Source organism: Caballeronia sp. INML1 (genome assembly GCF_023631085.1).
Classification (GTDB): Bacteria; Pseudomonadota; Gammaproteobacteria; order Burkholderiales; family Burkholderiaceae; genus Caballeronia; species Caballeronia turbans.
Window position 1 is genome coordinate 122,468 of record NZ_JALQDT010000008.1, and the last position, 16,261, is coordinate 138,728.

Genomic DNA, 16,261 nt, shown 5'->3' on the forward strand with positions numbered 1-16,261 from the left:
TCGGCAGTGAATGAAGGGGCGCCGTTCGCAAAGCCGGGGCGCCCGAGGTGGCTGTCATTCTAAGCCACCGCCGCCGATCGAACACCGCTCAGATCGTGCGCGAGAAGCGCCGCAGGCTCGCTTGTCCCAGATAGCGGTCGAATATCGAGGCGATATTGCGCACCAGCATGCGTCCGGCGGGCAGCACGCGGATCGCGTCGCGAGAGAGGTCGATGAGGCCGTCGTCGGCCATCGGCGCGAGGCGCGCGAGTTCGCTGGCGAAAGCGGCCGGGAACTCGATGCCGTGCGCGCTCGCGACATCGTCGAAACGCAGCTCGCCGCCGCACATGAGACGCATGATGATGTCGCGGCGGAGTTCGTCATCGGCGCAAAGACGCACGCCGCGCGCGATGGCGAGATCGCCCGCGTCGATCGCCGCGGCGTAGTCGGCGAGTTCGCGCGCGTTTTGCGCGTAGACATCGCCGATCTTGCCGATCGACGACGCGCCGATGCCGATCAGATCGCAATCCGCCCGCGTGCTGTAGCCCTGGAAGTTGCGCTGCAGCGTGCCGGCTTCGAACGCGCGCGCGAGCTCGTCGCCCGGCAGCGCGAAGTGATCCATGCCGATGTACACGTAGCCCGCTTCGCCCATGCGCGCGATCACGCGCTCGAGAATCGCGAGCCGCACGGCAGGCGAGGGCAGCGCGCTTTCGTCGATTTGCCGCTGCATCTTGAAGAGCGACGGCATGTGCGCATAGCCGAACACGGACACGCGATCCGGTTTCAGATCGATGATCGCGTCGAGCGTGCGCGAAAAGCTCTCGACGCTCTGATGCGGCAGGCCATAAATCAGGTCGACGCTCACGGACTTGAAGCCGTTCTTGCGCGCGGCGTCGAGCACCGTTTCGGTCATTTCGCGCGGCTGGATGCGATTGACGGCGCGCTGCACGCGTTCGTCGAAGTCCTGCACGCCGAGGCTCAGCCGATTGAAACCGAGCTCGCGCAGCAACGCGATCGTCGCCTCCGACGCCTCGCGCGGATCGACTTCGATCGAATATTCGGCGCGCTCGTCGGCGACGAGATTGAAATGCTCGCGCGTGGCGGACATCAGTTCGGCCATCTCGTCGTGCGAGAGGAAGGTCGGCGTGCCGCCGCCCCAGTGAAGCTGCGTGACCGGACGCGAAGTCTCGAAGAGCGCGGCCTGCAAGGCCAGTTCGCGCTTCATCCGGTCGAGATAGGGGCGTGCGTGCGCGCGATTTTTCGTCGCGACCTTGTTGCAGCCGCAGTAGAAGCAGACGGTGTCGCAGAACGGGATGTGGAAGTAGAGCGAGAGATCGGCGTTCGCTTTCGCCTTGCTCGCAGCTTCGCGATAATGCGCGGGGTCGAACGTGTCGGTGAACTGGACGGCGGTCGGGTAGGACGTGTAGCGCGGGCCGTGCGCGTCGTAGCGCGTGAGCAGATCGGGACGAAAGAGCGGGGCGGCGGCAGTCATGGCGAACCTCGGGGAATCTTCCGAGTGTAGTCGGGCGGTGAACGCGGCATTTGCGCGATAAGGTCGCAGCCTGATAGCAGCGATTTGACGAAGCGCAAAGATGAGGCGTGGGACAATATCGTTTCTTTTTATGCGGTTGAGTGTCGCCATGCCGATCGATTCTTCGTCTCATGCCTGCCGCGAAGGTTGCGGCGCCTGCTGCATCGCGCCGTCCATCTCGAGTCCGATTCCAGGAATGCCGGAAGGCAAGCGCGCGGGCGAGCGTTGCGTCCAACTGGGCGACGATCTGCGCTGCAGGATTTTCGGCGATCCGCGCAGGCCGGCGTGCTGCGGCGGTTTGCAGCCGTCCGTGGAGATGTGCGGAGAGACGCGCGAATATGCGCTGACGTGGATCGAACGACTGGAAACGCAGACGCGGCCGACGCAACTGTCTCGATGATCGGCAGTCCAATTCGCGAATCGCCCCACACGGCGCAGACTTGAAAAAAAGCTTTGGAGGATCACGCATGACGGAACCCGTCGCGCCGCTGCGGCGCCGGTTCGTGCTGGCAGGACTGGTGTCTTTGTCCGCACTCGCATTCACTTCGACGGCGCAATCCGCGTCGAACTCGATATTCCCCTTCATTCCGGACCACTACACATTTTCGACGCAGCAGGTTCAGCAAGCCGTCGCGCGCAAATTCCCGCTGCAACGCACGGCGTCGCAAATATTCGATGTCGTCCTGAGCAATCCGGTCGTTGGCATGGCGCCGGATCGGAATCGCGTGACGGTGCGCGTCGACGCGCGTCTGTCCACGCCGTTCATGCCGAATCCCGTGATCGGCGCGTTCACGCTCTCGACGCAACTCGCTTACGACGCGCCGAGCCGTTCAGTCATTCTCGTCTCGCCATCCGTTGACGATGCGCAGTTTAGTGGTGACGCCGGGCAGTACAACCAGCAGATTGCGTCGGTCGGCGCGCAACTCGCCGCGCAATTGCTCGATCGTTATCCGATCCACACCTTCAAACCCGAGGAACTCCAGTTCGCCGGCGTGTCCTACGAACCCGGTACAATCACAGTCCTTACAAACGGCATACGTGTGCAGATCGTTGAGAAGTGAGTCGAAATCTCTGCGCAATGTGCTCCGCAAGCAACGGCGATAACGGCGAACAAGGGCTGAACGGATGGACTGGATATTGATGGTGAAGGCGCTCATTCTGGGCGTCGTGGAGGGCTTGACCGAATTCCTGCCGGTTTCGAGCACGGGGCACCTGATCGTGGCGGGCAGTTTGCTGAATTTCACCGACGCGCAATCGAAAACCTTCGATGTCGTCATCCAGTTCGGCGCCATTCTCGCGATCTGCTGGGAATATCGCGGGAAGATCGGTTCCGTGGTCACGGGTCTGCCCGTACGCGCCGATGCGCGGCGATTCACGCTGAACCTGATCATCGCGACCATTCCGGCCATCGTGCTCGGTCTTCTTTTCGAGAAGGGCATCAAGTCGGTTCTGTTCTCGCCGGTGCCGGTGTCGGTGGCGCTGATCGTCGGCGGCATCGTGATCTTGTGGGCCGAGTCGCGCCAGCGCGAACGCGCCGTCACGCCGCGCGTGCAATCCGTCGATGATCTCTCTTACACGGATGCCTTCAAGGTCGGTCTCGCGCAGTGCTTCGCGCTGATTCCGGGCACCTCGCGTTCCGGCGCGACGATCATCGGCGGGATGCTGTTCGGACTCGAACGACGCGTCGCCACCGAGTTTTCGTTCTTCCTCGCCATTCCGATCATCTTCGGCGCGACGCTCTACGAAATGGCGAAGTACTGGCGCACGCTGACCGTGAACGATTTCGGGCTCTTCGCGGTCGGGCTCGTCGCGGCCTTCATCAGCGCCTTCGTCTGCGTGCGGTGGCTGCTGCGCTACGTCGCCTCGCACGATTTCACGGCGTTCGCGTGGTATCGCATCGGCTTCGGCTTGCTGATTCTGATCGTCGGATACAGCGGGGGCTTGAGCTGGGCCGACTGACGCGCGTCTCGCCGCGCAGGATGCAAAGCGCCACGGCTTGCCGTGGCGTTGTCTTTTTTTGCCCGGGCGCGTTTCAGCAGCGGCGGAACATCAGGTCCCAGACCCCGTGTCCGAGCCGCAGTCCGCGTCGCTCGAACTTGGTGACCGGACGGAAATCGGGGCGCGGCGCGTAGCCGTCCGCGGTATTTTCCAGTGCCGGCTCGGCGGACAGCACTTCAAGCATCTGCTCGGCATAGTTCTGCCAGTCGGTCGCAAGATGGATGTAGCCGCCCGGTTTCATGCGCGACACGAGCAGCGCGACGAACTTCGGCTGGATCAGGCGGCGCTTGTGATGACGCGCCTTGTGCCACGGATCGGGGAAGTAGATGTGCACGCCGTCGAGACTGTCGGGCGCGATCATGTGTTCGAGCACTTCAACCGCGTCGTGCTGAAGGATCCGGATATTGCCGAGCCCTTGCTCGCCGATCAGCTTCAGGAGTGCGCCGACGCCCGGCTCATGCACTTCCACGCCGATGAAGTCATCGCCGGGACGCGCGGCCGCGATCTCCGCCGTGGTGGCGCCCATGCCGAAGCCGATCTCCAGCACGCGCGGCGCCTGTCGGCCGAAGAGCGCATCCCAATCGCCGGGCTGAGGCGCGTAGGGCACGACATAGCGCGGACCGAGATCGTCGATTGCGCGCTGCTGGCCCGGCGATACACGGCCCGCGCGCGTGACGAAGCTGCGGATGCGGCGATGGCGCAGCGTGACGTCTTCGCCGCTGCTGACCTCGGGCGGGTGATTGCCGTTGGCGTCGGCGGCGTCCTTGGGATCGTGGTTCATGAGGCGATGCTGGAAACGGATGCGGGAAACTAAAAAGCCGCCCAAACGTGACTTGGGGCGGCTTTCGCTGGAATTCTGGAGCGGGCGATGGGAATCGAACCCACGTCAGTAGCTTGGGAAGCTACGGTAATAGCCATTATACGACGCCCGCATGAACCGGCTATTGTAAGCGCAACACGCCCCGAGGCGCAATTGCGCCGGGCGTTCAGATCCCGAACAGCGTCATCGAGACGGCGACGCGCGTCACGACCATCAGCAGCACCTGCACGATCACGAAGAGCAGGATCGGCGAGAGATCGATGCCGCCGAGCCGCGGCAGAATGCGCCGCAACGGATCGAGGAACGGCGCGGTGATCTGGTAGAGCAGCGGCATCGCGGGCGACTGCGGATTGAGCCATGACAGCAGCGCCATCAGGATCGTCACCCAGATGACCAGGTTCAGCGCCCACTTGACGACGGTCAGCAGCGCGACGAGCAGAAGGATCGGCGCCATGAGCGTCGGATCGACGCCTGCGAGCACGACCATCAGCGTGACATAGACAGCCGACGCGATGAATGCCGCGACGATGCTCGCCCAGTCGATCTTCCCGCCGGGCAGGATCTTGCGCAGCGGCAGGACGATCCAGTTGGTCGCCTGCATGACGGCGTTCGATACCGGGTTGTAGGGCGGCATGCGCACGACCTGTATCCATGCGCGCAGCAAAAGCGCCGCGCCGAACAGGGTGAAAAGCGTGTTAAGCAGAAAACGGGCGATATCGCCGAACATCTCGGGTCCTCTAGGATGCGTGCGCAGTGTCGCGACTTGCGCCGGGTCGTTTGACGAAGAGTGAAGGAATGCGGAGGTGCTAGCGGGCGAAGATCCGGCCGGTGGTGGTCTCGGAGGAGCGCTCGGCCATGCGGCGCGAATCGTGAATGCTGACCTTGATCATTGTTCGTTCTCTGGACTTGAGTATCGTGCCGAAGCCAGCGCATCGCGCGCGATCCACGCGATCGCGCCCGTTCCCTTCGATGAAGCGTCGCGATTGACTGAATGCGGCGACTCGGATTCCCCGCCCAGCAGGCGTGCCTGATGGGGGACGGACGTCACCTTAACATGGCTTTAAGGCCGCTTGGGGACGTTGTCGCACGTGGCGCGAGCGATTCTCCGGACAATGGCGTGAAAGGCAAGTGAAAGTGGTTCGCGAGGGCGCTCGCGCCACGCAACGTCATCATCGGAAAACCCTAGTGTTGCCAATCCGAGACGATCTCGAAAACGCGTATTTCACGCAAAACTGGCAGGATATAAATACAAAGCAAACAGTGGCGGGCTTATTTTGTGGTCGAAGTACTGGCGAGCGGAATTGGAAAGGCCGGTTTCCGGATTCAAGGGTATCTTTCCTGCTGTACGTGGTTAGACGCACATTCGACGTCATTCTAGGTTTCTTTGCGAACATCGAGGAACGAACCGGCGCTCAATACTAACGAGAACAAGGATTCAGCGGGAGACGGCATGCGGCCGAAGCCGCCCGTTCTCCCTTAAGGGTTTCATTCGCTACGTTCGGAGGTCGCCATGAGCATTTTCTCTTACCGAAAGCATCTGCGCTTCTTGAGCCAAGCCCAGCGGCGCCGCTGGTGGGACCAGAAGAAGCGCCTTACGCCACGGGTGGTCATCGGCGCGGCGTATGTGCCGCCCAACGTCACGCGTGAGTTCGCTTACGTGAAAGTAGGCTGAAGCGAACCGTTTAAAAATCTCGCGGAGTACATGAAAAGCCCCGCCGGACGCGCTGTCTGGCGGGGCTTTTCGCTTCATTTGTAAATAGACGTTACGCATATTTTGCGATTTTCAGCGGGGCGTCTCGTGCATCGCTCGCCAACGACCGCCGAACGGCGAATTCGAACACTTTCGCCGGCGACGTCGGGCTTTCACGTCCGCGCCGGCGTTAAGGAACTTGCAATTTGCAACAAATGGCCCCTGCGACCGACCGTTTTTTTCGATAAATTTGGTTCATACCGTCGCTCGTGAGCCGTGGATACCGGCCACACGCGAAGCGGCGAGGAGAACGAAAGTGAAAAAGCTCGGTGGTTTGTTGGTTGCTGGTGCGCTCGGCGTCGGTTTTGTCGGTGCTGCGCAGGCGCATGTCTCAGTTGGCGTGGGCATCGGGGTGCCAGCCTATCCGGTCTACGCTGCGCCGCCCGCACCCGTCTATGTAGCTCCGCCGCAGCCCGTGTACGTCGCGCCGCCGCCACCGGTCGTCTATGGGCCGCCGCCTGCCGTGGTCGTAGGCGGTTACGGCGGATACCGCTACTACGGCCGTCCGTACTATCGGCATCATGGCTACTACCGTCATGGTCCGGGCTGGCGTTACTGATCGGTCCGGCGGGCAAATCAAGAAGGCGATGCAAGCGTGCGTCGCCTTCTTCGTTTCAGGGCTTTTGAATTCTGCGATGGAACTGGGAGAATGGTGATCCCCTTCAACTCGCACGCCCACGCCGATGTCCTCTCTTCCCGCCCCGACTTTCGATGACGTCGCCGATGCCGCCCGGCGCATCGAAGGCGTCGCCCATCGCACGCCCGTCCTGACTTCCCGCACTGCCGATGCCATCGCGGGCGCGTCGCTCTTTTTCAAGTGCGAGAACTTCCAGCGCATGGGCGCGTTCAAGTTCCGCGGCGCCTACAACGCGCTCTCCCATTTCGACGACCGGCAGCGCGCCGCGGGCGTGATCACGTACTCGTCCGGCAATCATGCGCAGGCGATCGCGCTGTCCGCGAAGCTCGCAGGCATCCGCGCAACGATCGTGATGCCGGAGGACGCGCCCGCCGCGAAGATGGAGGCGACGCGCGGCTACGGCGGCGAAGTGATCACCTACGACCGCTACACGCAAAACCGTGAGGAAATCGGCCGCAAGCTGGCCGATGAGCGCGGCATGACGCTGATCCCGCCTTACGATCATCCGCATGTCATCGCCGGGCAGGGCACGTCGGCGAAGGAACTGATCGAGGAAACCGGGCCGCTCGATTATCTGTTCGTGTGCCTGGGCGGCGGCGGGCTGATCGGCGGATGCGCGCTCGCGGCGGCGGCGCTGTCGCCGGACTGCAAGGTGATCGGCGTCGAGCCGGAAGCGGGCAACGACGCGCAGCAGTCGCTCGCGCGCGGCGAGATCGTGCATATCGAGGTGCCGCGCACGATCGCCGATGGCGCCGCGTCCACGCATGTCGGTGAATACAACTTCCCGATCATCCAGCGTCACGTCGACCGGATCGTCACCGTGAGCGACGCGCAGTTGATCGAGACGCTGCGCTTCTTTGCGCAGCGCATGAAGATGGTCGTCGAGCCGACCGGCTGTCTCGCGGCCGCGGCCGTTCTGCAGAAGGTCGTGCCGGTCGAAGGCAAGCGGGTCGGCGTGATCGTGTCGGGCGGCAACGTCGATCTCGCGAAGCTGGCTCAGTTCGTCGCGTGATGATGGTGCTTCGTCATGACGTCGCGTTGACGATCAGATCGCGGTAGCCGTTGACGATCACGCTGTACGCGAAGTACGCGAAGAGCAGGGCGGACATCACGTGGCACGCGCGCAGGAGCTGGGTTCCGGCGCGCTTTCTGCCGTGGCTCGCGAGCGTGCAGATAAAGATCGTCCAGCCGAGTCCGCCGCAGAAAAAGCCGATCAGAAACACGGACGCGGAGACGGGGCTCGTCGCGCCGGACTTGGCGATGAGCGCGCCGCCGACCGCCGCGAACCACAGGATTGCACTCGGCGACGACACCGCGAGCAGGCATCCGCGCAAGAAGCTTTTCCAGTGGCCGGGACGGGGCACGGTGAGATCCGCTTCGCCTTCGACGGGCGGCGCGGATGCCGGATTGAGCGCTTCCCGCGCCATCTTCCACGTGAGGAAGAGCAGCACGATCGCACCGCCGATCCACACGACCCAGCGCACCGCGGAAAACTGCAGCAGCGCCGACATGCCCGCGAGCGCGAGCATCGCATAGACCAGATCGCCGAAGCATGTCCCGAGGCCGAGCACGAGCCCCGGTTTGAAGCCATGCGACAGCGCAAGCGAAATGATCGCGACATTGGCGATCCCGATATCCAGACACAGCGACAGCGACAGAAAGAAACCGTCCGACAGCAACGACCACGAATGCATATTGTTATTAATGGTTGTGAAGCTCGAAACTCACGTCGAGACGGCCGGTCGGCACGTTCATCGTGTTGCGCGTCGGCGGATTGCGGAACGCGGCGAGCGCGTCGCGTTGCCGTTGCGTGCCGATGCCGAGCGTATCGAGCACGTGGACGACGACAGCATTGAGCACCGACGTGTTGCCGTCCTCGACCTTCACCGCGATGCCGATCGGACCTCGTTCGCGGCGCACGCCGATTGCATAGCTTGCATCCGCGCCCGTCTTGCCGACGAGCGTGCCGCCGAACGCCTGCATCAACAGCGTGCAGAAACGCCCTTCGCCGGCAACGAGCTCCGGATGCGACGTCATCGCGCGATGGATGCGCGCAAGCGGCGAGCCGTCCGGCGCGGCGGCGATTTTCATATAGAGCCGCGCGAGACGTTCGAGCGGGAAGGCGGGCGTCGGCAGATTGCAGCCGTCGATGGCCCATTGCACAGCGTCGTCGGTGAGATCGACCGCGCGCGCGACCGTGCGCTTCACGTGCGTCTGGAGCGGATGATCGGGCAGGTGATAATCGCCGGGCGGCGCGTTCATCGCCCGCGCGCCGGCGAGCATGCCGGCGTGCTTGCCGGAGCAGTTGCTGCAGGCGGGAGTCGGCGTGAAGTCGCGCCTGATCCAGTCCTTGTACACCGCCTCCGAGATCGGAGGATGGCCGCCGCAGCGCAGATCGCTTTCGCTCGCGTTCGACCGGGCGAGCATCGCGAGCGCGCGCTCGATATGACGCGGCTCGCTGCTATGCGATGCGCACATCAGCGCGAGGTCTTCGTCGGTGAAGCCGAAGCGCTCGAGCGCGCCCGTTTCGATCACCGCGAGCGCCTGCGCGGGCTTCGCAGCCGAGCGCGGCAGCGTCACGCGATGCGGATCGCCGAAGGAATGCACGAGGCGTCCGTTTGCATCGACGACGGCGACGTGCGCCGCGTGCGTGTTCTCGACGACATCGCCTCGATAGAGCGTGGCTGCGATCATGATTTATCCAGTCCGATTTCAGTCCACAGCGCATCGACGCGGCGCTTCACCGCTTCGTCCATGACGATCGGGCGGCCCCATTCGCGACTCGTCTCGCCGGGCCATTTGTTGGTCGCATCGAGCCCCATCTTCGAGCCGAGGCCCGCGACCGGCGACGCGAAGTCGAGATAGTCGATCGGCGTGTTGTCGACCATGACGGTGTCGCGCGTCGGATCGACCCGCGTCGTGATGGCCCAGATGACTTCCTTCCAGTCGCGCACGTTCACGTCTTCATCCACCACGACGATGAACTTTGTGTACATGAACTGACGCAGGAAGCTCCACACACCGAACATCACGCGCTTCGCGTGGCCGGGGTAGCTCTTCTTCATCTGCACGATCGCCATGCGATAGCTGCAACCTTCGGGCGGCAGATAAAAATCGGTGATCTCGGTGAACTGCTTCTGCAGGAGCGGCACGAACACTTCGTTCAGCGCGACGCCGAGCACCGCGGGCTCGTCGGGCGGCTTGCCGGTGTAAGTGGAATGGAACAGCGCGTCGCGGCGCATCGTGATTTTCTCGACGGTAAAGACCGGAAACCACTCCTGTTCGTTGTAGTAGCCGGTGTGATCGCCGTACGGCCCTTCGAGAGCGTGCTCGTATTTCGCGGCGGCAGAAGCCGATGGACGCGGCGGCGCGCCTTCGGGTGCGGGCGGCGGCGTGCCGTCTTGCGGATAGATGAAGCCTTCCAGCACGATCTCGGCGCGCGCCGGCACCTGAAGCGTATCGACGCCCGGCGTCAGGCATTTCGCGAGCTCCGTGCGCGAGCCGCGCAGAAGGCCCGCGAACTGATATTCGGACAACGAATCGGGCACGGGCGTCACGGCGCCGAGGATCGTCGCGGGATCGGCACCGAGCACGACCGCCACCGGATACGGCTTGCCGGGATTCGCGAGCGCGAACTCGCGAAAGTCGAGCGCGCCGCCGCGATGCGCGAGCCAGCGCATGATGAGCTTGTTGCGCCCGATGAGCTGCTGCCGATAGATGCCGAGATTCTGGCGCGGCTTGTTCGGCCCGCGCGTGACGGTGAGACCCCAGGTGAGCAGCGGGCCGGCGTCGCCGGGCCAGCACGTCTGGATCGGCAGTCGATTGAGATCGACGTCCTTTCCTTCCCACACCACTTCCTGGCAAGGCGGCGCGCTGACCGACTTCGGTGCCATGTCCCACACGGCTTTCGCGAGCGAGAGCAGTTTGCCCGCGTCTTTCAGGCCCTTCGGCGGCTCGGGTTCCTTGAGCGCGGACAGCAGCCTGCCGACATCGCGCAACGAACTGAGCGCGGCGACGTCGCTGCCGAGGCTGACATCGGCGCCGCCTTGCGCCTCCGTCTCGATGCCCATGCCGAGTGCGACGCGCCGGGTCGTGCCGAACAGGTTGGCGAGCACGGGCATCGTGTGGCCGGTGGGCGCTTCGAAAAGCAGCGCTGGGCCGCCCGCGCGCAACACGCGATCCGAGACTTCGGTGATTTCGAGAACGGGGGAAACGGGCTGCCGAATGCGGCGCAGTTCACCGAGCGCCTCGAGGCGGGCAATGAAGTCGCGCAGATCTTTGTATTTCATCGATGGTCGAAAGTGGACTCGAAGGCGCCGGAGCATGAAGCTCGACGGACGGGGCGGCTGCGCGCCAAGCGATTGTCGATTTTACCTGCGTGCGCGTCCGTGCGTTGGGGGACATTCAGTGAATTCCGCCGGGAATCGCCCGTCATACGTGCTTTTCGAGTGCTGAACACTGTTCAATATAACTGTAAGTAATTGAAACGCAAGTCTATAGCATTGACGGATAATTAAACCCTGCTAGAATCGCTTGGCATCCATTGCAGGTTTTGAAACTTTTTACCTTCGCCTCAGGTCTGTTCTGACGCAACGTGCGTCGCCTGCGCCGTTCCTGCCCGGCGACTCACGGTGGTTGGTTGTCCTGGCCGGCGTTTTTCGCGCCGGTCTTTCGCGTGGAAGGTCATTGCGCATGAGGGCATGCAGTTCGTGCCGCGCAGCCCGGCAGTCTTTTGCCGGATCGGCTTTCCAGACGGCGCATGCCGTATCCCCGATGCCGCTTGTGCTTGCCGAGAGCAAGCGGTGTCTGATTTGCGCTCCGAATACGCGCTTTATTCGTATTCATCTGCGCAAATCATGCAACATTGGGAGTATCGATGAACACTTCGGTTTGGTGGGGTTCCGACACCCGCGCCGCGCAGATCGTGCGCGTGGCGCTGCGTCGCGGACGCCGTTTGAGTCACCATGTCTTCGCGATGGTCGGTTGTGCTGCCGTCGTCAGCGCGCTTGCATTGTGGTTGCTGCCTTCCTGGCGCACGAACTTTGCCGCAAAGATCATGCCTTTCGTGTCGGCTGCCGTTCAGGCCGGGCCGGCACGCCTGCTCGCGGGCCAGCCGTTGCCGCCGTTCTCGGCGGTGCATCGCGCGCCTGGCGGTTCCACGCTGCCCGTAGACGTCGCTGCTAACGCGGCTCCATCGGACGATCTCAAGGCGCCTGCGACGGGGCCGTCGCTCGGTGCCGCCGCCGGCGACGACGCGAGCACGCGTCAGCTCACCGGGGGCATCAGCCTCGCCGTATCGCCCAACGGGCTCGACCCGCGCACGATGCCGTCCGCCGGCATGCTCGCGAGCATGATTCCGACGCAACGCGTGGTCGCCGATGCACGCGACGACCGGGTGCTCGTGTCGACGCGCGAGCAGAAGCTCGTGTCGAACTTCATCGCGCGACGCTATCGCGTGGCGGAAGAGCCGGTCGCCGAGCTCGTGCGCGCCGCGTTCGATACCGGACGCGAAGTCGGCCTCGACCCGCTCCTGCTGCTCTCGGTCATGGCGATCGAATCGGGCTTCAACCCGTATGCGGAAAGCGGCGTCGGCGCGCAGGGCCTGATGCAGGTGATGTCGAAGGTTCATTCCGACAAGTTCGAATACTTCGGCGGCTCGCACGCGGCGCTCGATCCGCTCGCGAACATCAAGGTCGGCGCGCTCGTGCTGAAGGATTGCATCGCGCGCGGCGGCTCCGTGGCCGGTGGCCTGCGCTATTACGTGGGCTCGACGACGCAGGATGACGGCGGCTACGGCGCGAAGGTGCTGGCCGAGCGTACGCGTCTGCGCGATGTCGCGCGCGGCCGCAACGTGCCGATCAACGCACCGCAGGCGCCGGTTCAGGCTGCGCCGAAGCAGGTTCTGGCCTCGACCGCAACCGAGAAGCGCGTTCACGTGACGATCGATGCGGCGAAGAAGGCAGCGGCGCAGGACGACGGCGATGGAGAAACGAAGCACGTCGCGTCGGCGGAGTTCGGCGCTTGAAGGTTTGGTCGGACACAAAGAAAAAGGGCACCTTTGCGGTGCTCTTTTTTCGTTCTTGCGACGTCTTCTTATCGGCGGAATAGCGCGCCTAGCCGCTCGACAGCTTCCTCCAGCTTCGAATATGCCGTCGCATACGACAGACGGATATAGCGCTCCGGCGCATGAAACCCGAAATCCGCGCCCGGCACGAGCACGACGCCCGCGTCGTGGAGCATCGAGTGCGTGAGTGCGTCGCTGTTGCCCGCAGCGGGGTGATGAACCGTCGTCGTGTCGGCATAAACGTAAAACGCGCCGTCGGGCACCACGGGCACGCCGAAGCCGAGCGAACGCAGCGCCGGCACGATGTAGTCGCGTCGACGCTTGAATTCGAGGCGGCGCGCTTCGTAAATCGCGATCGTCTGCGGCTCGAAACACGCGAGCGCCGCGTGCTGCGCGAGTGCCGACGCGCAGATGAACAGGTTCTGCGACAGCTTTTCGACCGCGCTCACCATCGAGCGCGGCACGACGAGCCAGCCGAGCCGCCAGCCGGTCATGTTGAAGTACTTGGAAAAGCTGTTCACGGTGACGACGTCGTCACCGAAGGAGAGGGCGGACACGGGCTTCGCGTCGTAGCTCAAACCCTGATAGATCTCGTCGACGATCGTGAAGCCGCCGCGTGCGCGCACCGTGTCGACGATGCGCCGGAGTTCATCGGGCTCGATCGACGTGCCCGTCGGATTCGACGGCGACGCGAGGAGCACGCCGCGTGTGGCCGGTCCCCAGTTTTCCTCGACATGTTCCGCCGTCAACTGAAAGCGCTCGGCTGGACCGCTCGCGATGAGCACCGGTTTGCCATCGGCCGCCGACACGAAGTGCCGGTTGCACGGGTAGCATGGATCGGGCATCAGCACTTCGTCGCCGTTATCGACAAGCGCCATGCACGCGAGCAGCAGCGCCGCCGACGCGCCCGCCGTTACCACGATGCGCTCCGGATCGACCGTCAGGCCGAACGTATCGCGATAATGCCGCGCGATCGCCTCGCGCAGCGGCGTGATGCCGAGCGCGTTGGTGTACTGCGTGACGCCGCGCTTCAACGCATCGGCGGCGGCGTGGATCACGGGCTCGGGCGCGGTGAAGTCGGGCTCGCCGATGCTCATGTGGATGACGTCGCGGCCCGCGCGTTCGAGCGCCTGAGCCTCTTTCATCAGCTCCATCACATAGAACGGCTCGATTGCATCGACGCGCGACGCCAGCCGCACGAGAGGTTCCGCACCCTGGCCCATTTATGCTCCGCGTCCGCGCGCCTGCGCCTCGGTCGGGCGCATGACGACGGCGAGCTTGTCGAGCACGCCGTTCACGTATTTGTAGCCGTCCGAGCCGCCGAAGGTCTTCGTCAGCTCGACCGCCTCGTTGATGACGACGCGATACGGCACGTCGATGTGATGCTTGAACTCGAACGCGGCCACGAGCAGCACCGCGCGCTCGACCGGCGACAACTGCTCGATCGGGCGGTCGAGGCACGGCTGCAACTGCTCGGACAGCGCGGCGGATTCCTTGATCACGCCGTGCAGGATCGCATCGAGATGCGCCTGATCGGCCTTGTCGAAGCCTTGCGCGTTGCGCAGTTGCGCGTCGATTTCGCCGGCGGGCGCGCCCGACAGCAACCATTGATAAAGCCCTTGCGTCGCGAGTTCGCGCGAACGGCGTCGTGCGCTCTTCATGCGCGGTCCTCGTCTTCTTCGTCTTCGTCTTCGTCATCGCCGTCGAGCTGCTCGAGCGCGACGGACAGATTCGCCATTTCGACCGCCACGCGCGCGGCGTCGCGGCCCTTTTCGGTCATGCGGGCAACGGCCTGCTCGTCGTTTTCGGTCGTCAGCACGGCGTTCGCGACCGGAATGCCGAAATCGAGCGCGATACGCGAGATGCCCGAGCCGCTCTCGTTCGACACGAGCTCGAAGTGATACGTCTCGCCGCGCACGACGGCGCCGAGCGCGATCAGTGCGTCGAACTGGCCGGATTCCGCGAGCTTCTGCAGCGCGAGCGGAATTTCGAGCGCGCCCGGCACGGTGACGAGCAGCACGTCCTGGCCGATCACGCCGAGGCGCTCCAGCTCTTCGATGCAGGCGTCGGCGAGGCCGTTGCACACCGGTTCGTTGAAGCGCGACTGCACGATGCCGATGCGCAAGCCGTCACCGTCGAGGTTCGGCTGATATTGTCCGATTTCCATGAATGAGGTCTTCCCTTGGAATTGTGTGGAATAGGATTGTGCGGGCCGGCGGTCTCAGGCCGAGCGCAACTGGGTGATGGCGGTTTCCGTCGGCGCGGCGGTGGCGGGGCAGCCGGGCATCGGCACGAAGCCCGTCACTTCTAGCCCGTAGCCCGACATGCTGCCGAGCTTGCGCGGCGTCGCGAGCACTTCCATTTTGCCGACGCCGATATCGCGCAGAATCTGCGCGCCGATGCCGTAGGTCTTGAAGTCGATCGGGCGGCGCTTCAGCTCGGCCGCCTTGTCCTTCTGGTCGAAGGCGCGGAACACGTCGACGAGATGCTCCTTCGTGTCGCCGCAATTGAGCATGACGATCGCGCCGAGATCGCGCGCGGCGATTTCCTTCATCGCGGCGTCGATGGTCCACGAGTGCGTCGACGAATCGATTTCGAGCAGATCGAGCACCGAGAGCGGCTCGTGCACGCGCACCGGCGTGTCGCGGTCGGGATGCGGTGTGCCGCGCACGAGCGCGATATGGGGCGAGTGCGTCGGCTCGTCGCGATACAGCACCGCGCGGAACGGGCCGTGCGCGGTCTGCATCGTGCGCTCGCAGACTTTCTCGATGATCGACTCGGTGCGGCTGCGGTAGTGGATCAGATCGGCGATCGTGCCGATCTTGATGCCGTGCTGCTCGCCGAATTGAATGAGGTCCGGAAGGCGCGCCATCTCGCCGTCGTCCTTGATGATCTCGCAGATCACCGCGGCGGGCGTGAGGCCCGCGAGCGCGGTCAGATCGCAGCCCGCTTCGGTGTGGCCCGCTCGCACGAGCACGCCGCCCGGCTGCGCCATGATCGGGAACACGTGGCCCGGCTGAACGATATGCTCGGCGCGCGCGTCGTGGGCGACCGCCGTGGCGATCGTCTTTGCACGGTCCGAGGCGGAAATGCCGGTCGTCACGCCCTCGGCGGCTTCGATGCTGACCGTGAAAGCCGTGCCGTACTGCGTGCCGTTTCGATGCGTCATGAGCGGCAGGTTCAGTTGCCTGCAGCGCTCCTGCGTGAGCGTGAGACAGATGAGCCCGCGGCCGTGCTTCGCCATGAAGTTGATGGCTTCGGGCGTCACGAATTCGGCGGCGACGACGAGATCGCCTTCATTTTCGCGGTCTTCTTCGTCGACGAGGATCACCATCCGGCCGGCTTTCAGTTCAGCGATGATCTCAGGAGTGGAGGCGAGCGACATGATGACGTCCCGTGCGGGTCCGGTTTGGGGAAAGCGCGTATTTTACGCCACGGACGATGGACAGTCGGTGAAATCGGCGGGCAGACGGGCGGGAGGC

At 64.1% G+C, this 16,261-nt stretch carries 17 protein-coding genes and 1 tRNA gene; 7 read left to right on the forward strand and 11 right to left on the reverse strand.

Annotated elements, in window-relative coordinates:
• Positions 1-88: 88 nt before the first annotated feature.
• Positions 89-1,471, reverse strand: coding sequence for an oxygen-independent coproporphyrinogen III oxidase (hemN, locus tag NCR38_RS03675; RefSeq protein ID WP_061118873.1), 1,383 nt, complete (start codon positions 1,469-1,471; stop codon positions 89-91).
• 148 nt (positions 1,472-1,619) lie between these two features.
• Here hemN and NCR38_RS03680 point away from each other — a divergent pair, with 148 nt between their 5' ends.
• The 3 genes from NCR38_RS03680 (at position 1,620) to NCR38_RS03690 (ending at position 3,469) form a co-directional block, all read left to right on the forward strand.
• Positions 1,620-1,910, forward strand: coding sequence for a YkgJ family cysteine cluster protein (locus NCR38_RS03680; protein WP_086961160.1), 291 nt, complete (start codon positions 1,620-1,622; stop codon positions 1,908-1,910).
• 67 nt (positions 1,911-1,977) lie between these two features.
• Positions 1,978-2,571, forward strand: a complete 594-nt coding sequence (locus tag NCR38_RS03685) for a DUF1439 domain-containing protein (RefSeq protein WP_061118875.1) — start codon at positions 1,978-1,980, stop codon at positions 2,569-2,571.
• A gap of 64 nt (positions 2,572-2,635) precedes the next feature.
• A complete protein-coding gene (locus tag NCR38_RS03690) occupies positions 2,636-3,469 on the forward strand; it encodes an undecaprenyl-diphosphate phosphatase (protein WP_061118876.1) in 834 nt (277 codons plus the stop codon).
• Positions 3,470-3,542: 73 nt separating this feature from the next.
• On the opposite strand, the gene trmB is transcribed toward NCR38_RS03690, so the two are convergent.
• The 3 genes from trmB to NCR38_RS03705 form a co-directional block, all read right to left on the reverse strand.
• Positions 3,543-4,289, reverse strand: a complete 747-nt coding sequence (gene trmB / locus NCR38_RS03695; RefSeq protein ID WP_061118877.1) for a tRNA (guanosine(46)-N7)-methyltransferase TrmB — start codon at positions 4,287-4,289, stop codon at positions 3,543-3,545.
• 76 nt (positions 4,290-4,365) lie between these two features.
• Positions 4,366-4,440, reverse strand: a tRNA-Gly gene (locus NCR38_RS03700).
• A 54-nt stretch (positions 4,441-4,494) separates the two neighbouring features.
• Positions 4,495-5,055: a YggT family protein gene (locus tag NCR38_RS03705; RefSeq protein ID WP_061118878.1), complete on the reverse strand. Its 561-nt coding sequence runs from the start codon at positions 5,053-5,055 to the stop codon at positions 4,495-4,497.
• A gap of 783 nt (positions 5,056-5,838) precedes the next feature.
• Here NCR38_RS03705 and NCR38_RS03710 point away from each other — a divergent pair.
• The 3 genes from NCR38_RS03710 (at position 5,839) to NCR38_RS03720 (ending at position 7,727) form a co-directional block, all read left to right on the forward strand.
• Positions 5,839-6,000 (forward strand): hypothetical protein, encoded by a 162-nt coding sequence (locus NCR38_RS03710; RefSeq protein WP_167354150.1) that lies wholly within the window; start codon positions 5,839-5,841, stop codon positions 5,998-6,000.
• A 334-nt stretch (positions 6,001-6,334) separates the two neighbouring features.
• Positions 6,335-6,637: a hypothetical protein gene (locus tag NCR38_RS03715; protein ID WP_250476433.1), complete on the forward strand. Its 303-nt coding sequence runs from the start codon at positions 6,335-6,337 to the stop codon at positions 6,635-6,637.
• 124 nt (positions 6,638-6,761) lie between these two features.
• Positions 6,762-7,727 carry a threo-3-hydroxy-L-aspartate ammonia-lyase gene (locus tag NCR38_RS03720; RefSeq protein WP_061118880.1) on the forward strand — a complete coding sequence of 322 codons (966 nt, stop codon included), beginning with the start codon at positions 6,762-6,764 and terminating at the stop codon, positions 7,725-7,727.
• A gap of 13 nt (positions 7,728-7,740) precedes the next feature.
• On the opposite strand, the gene NCR38_RS03725 is transcribed toward NCR38_RS03720, so the two are convergent.
• Genes NCR38_RS03725 through NCR38_RS03735 form a run of 3 tightly spaced genes read right to left on the reverse strand, consistent with a single transcriptional unit; the run spans position 7,741 to position 11,004 of the window.
• On the reverse strand, positions 7,741-8,409 hold the full coding sequence (locus NCR38_RS03725) for a LysE family translocator (RefSeq protein WP_061118881.1): 669 nt from the start codon (positions 8,407-8,409) through the stop codon (positions 7,741-7,743).
• Between the two features lie 7 nt (positions 8,410-8,416).
• A complete protein-coding gene (locus NCR38_RS03730; RefSeq protein ID WP_061118882.1) occupies positions 8,417-9,409 on the reverse strand; it encodes an asparaginase in 993 nt (330 codons plus the stop codon).
• A complete protein-coding gene (locus NCR38_RS03735; protein ID WP_250476434.1) occupies positions 9,406-11,004 on the reverse strand; it encodes a UbiD family decarboxylase in 1,599 nt (532 codons plus the stop codon). The genes NCR38_RS03730 and NCR38_RS03735 overlap by 4 nt, the downstream gene beginning before the upstream one ends.
• A gap of 587 nt (positions 11,005-11,591) precedes the next feature.
• Between NCR38_RS03735 and NCR38_RS03740 the strand changes: the two genes are divergently transcribed.
• Positions 11,592-12,740 carry a lytic transglycosylase domain-containing protein gene (locus NCR38_RS03740; RefSeq protein WP_061118884.1) on the forward strand — a complete coding sequence of 383 codons (1,149 nt, stop codon included), beginning with the start codon at positions 11,592-11,594 and terminating at the stop codon, positions 12,738-12,740.
• Positions 12,741-12,808: 68 nt separating this feature from the next.
• Here the strand turns inward: NCR38_RS03740 and NCR38_RS03745 are convergent, their stop codons facing one another.
• The 4 genes from NCR38_RS03745 to ribBA are packed head-to-tail and all read right to left on the reverse strand — an operon-like array spanning position 12,809 to position 16,164.
• A complete protein-coding gene (locus NCR38_RS03745) occupies positions 12,809-14,002 on the reverse strand; it encodes a pyridoxal phosphate-dependent aminotransferase (RefSeq protein WP_250476435.1) in 1,194 nt (397 codons plus the stop codon).
• On the reverse strand, positions 14,003-14,440 hold the full coding sequence (gene nusB / locus NCR38_RS03750; protein ID WP_061118886.1) for a transcription antitermination factor NusB: 438 nt from the start codon (positions 14,438-14,440) through the stop codon (positions 14,003-14,005).
• A complete protein-coding gene (ribH, locus tag NCR38_RS03755) occupies positions 14,437-14,946 on the reverse strand; it encodes a 6,7-dimethyl-8-ribityllumazine synthase (protein ID WP_061118887.1) in 510 nt (169 codons plus the stop codon). The genes nusB and ribH overlap by 4 nt, the downstream gene beginning before the upstream one ends.
• A gap of 54 nt (positions 14,947-15,000) precedes the next feature.
• Positions 15,001-16,164 carry a bifunctional 3,4-dihydroxy-2-butanone-4-phosphate synthase/GTP cyclohydrolase II gene (ribBA, locus tag NCR38_RS03760; RefSeq protein ID WP_061118888.1) on the reverse strand — a complete coding sequence of 388 codons (1,164 nt, stop codon included), beginning with the start codon at positions 16,162-16,164 and terminating at the stop codon, positions 15,001-15,003.
• Between the last annotated feature and the right edge of the window lie 97 nt (positions 16,165-16,261).

Excerpts from the sequence above, each read along its gene's own strand:
- hemN (WP_061118873.1), bottom strand. The coding sequence starts at position 1,471 with ATGACTGCCGCCGCCCCGCTCTTTCGTCCCGATCTGCTCACGCGCTAC.
- NCR38_RS03680 (WP_086961160.1), top strand. The coding sequence starts at position 1,620 with ATGCCGATCGATTCTTCGTCTCATGCCTGCCGCGAAGGTTGCGGCGCC.
- NCR38_RS03685 (WP_061118875.1), top strand. The coding sequence starts at position 1,978 with ATGACGGAACCCGTCGCGCCGCTGCGGCGCCGGTTCGTGCTGGCAGGA.
- NCR38_RS03690 (WP_061118876.1), top strand. The coding sequence starts at position 2,636 with ATGGACTGGATATTGATGGTGAAGGCGCTCATTCTGGGCGTCGTGGAG.
- trmB (WP_061118877.1), bottom strand. The coding sequence starts at position 4,289 with ATGAACCACGATCCCAAGGACGCCGCCGACGCCAACGGCAATCACCCG.
- NCR38_RS03705 (WP_061118878.1), bottom strand. The coding sequence starts at position 5,055 with ATGTTCGGCGATATCGCCCGTTTTCTGCTTAACACGCTTTTCACCCTG.
- NCR38_RS03710 (WP_167354150.1), top strand. The coding sequence starts at position 5,839 with ATGAGCATTTTCTCTTACCGAAAGCATCTGCGCTTCTTGAGCCAAGCC.
- NCR38_RS03720 (WP_061118880.1), top strand. The coding sequence starts at position 6,762 with ATGTCCTCTCTTCCCGCCCCGACTTTCGATGACGTCGCCGATGCCGCC.
- NCR38_RS03725 (WP_061118881.1), bottom strand. The coding sequence starts at position 8,409 with ATGCATTCGTGGTCGTTGCTGTCGGACGGTTTCTTTCTGTCGCTGTCG.
- NCR38_RS03730 (WP_061118882.1), bottom strand. The coding sequence starts at position 9,409 with ATGATCGCAGCCACGCTCTATCGAGGCGATGTCGTCGAGAACACGCAC.
- NCR38_RS03735 (WP_250476434.1), bottom strand. The coding sequence starts at position 11,004 with ATGAAATACAAAGATCTGCGCGACTTCATTGCCCGCCTCGAGGCGCTC.
- NCR38_RS03740 (WP_061118884.1), top strand. The coding sequence starts at position 11,592 with ATGAACACTTCGGTTTGGTGGGGTTCCGACACCCGCGCCGCGCAGATC.
- NCR38_RS03745 (WP_250476435.1), bottom strand. The coding sequence starts at position 14,002 with ATGGGCCAGGGTGCGGAACCTCTCGTGCGGCTGGCGTCGCGCGTCGAT.
- nusB (WP_061118886.1), bottom strand. The coding sequence starts at position 14,440 with ATGAAGAGCGCACGACGCCGTTCGCGCGAACTCGCGACGCAAGGGCTT.
- ribH (WP_061118887.1), bottom strand. The coding sequence starts at position 14,946 with ATGGAAATCGGACAATATCAGCCGAACCTCGACGGTGACGGCTTGCGC.
- ribBA (WP_061118888.1), bottom strand. The coding sequence starts at position 16,164 with ATGTCGCTCGCCTCCACTCCTGAGATCATCGCTGAACTGAAAGCCGGC.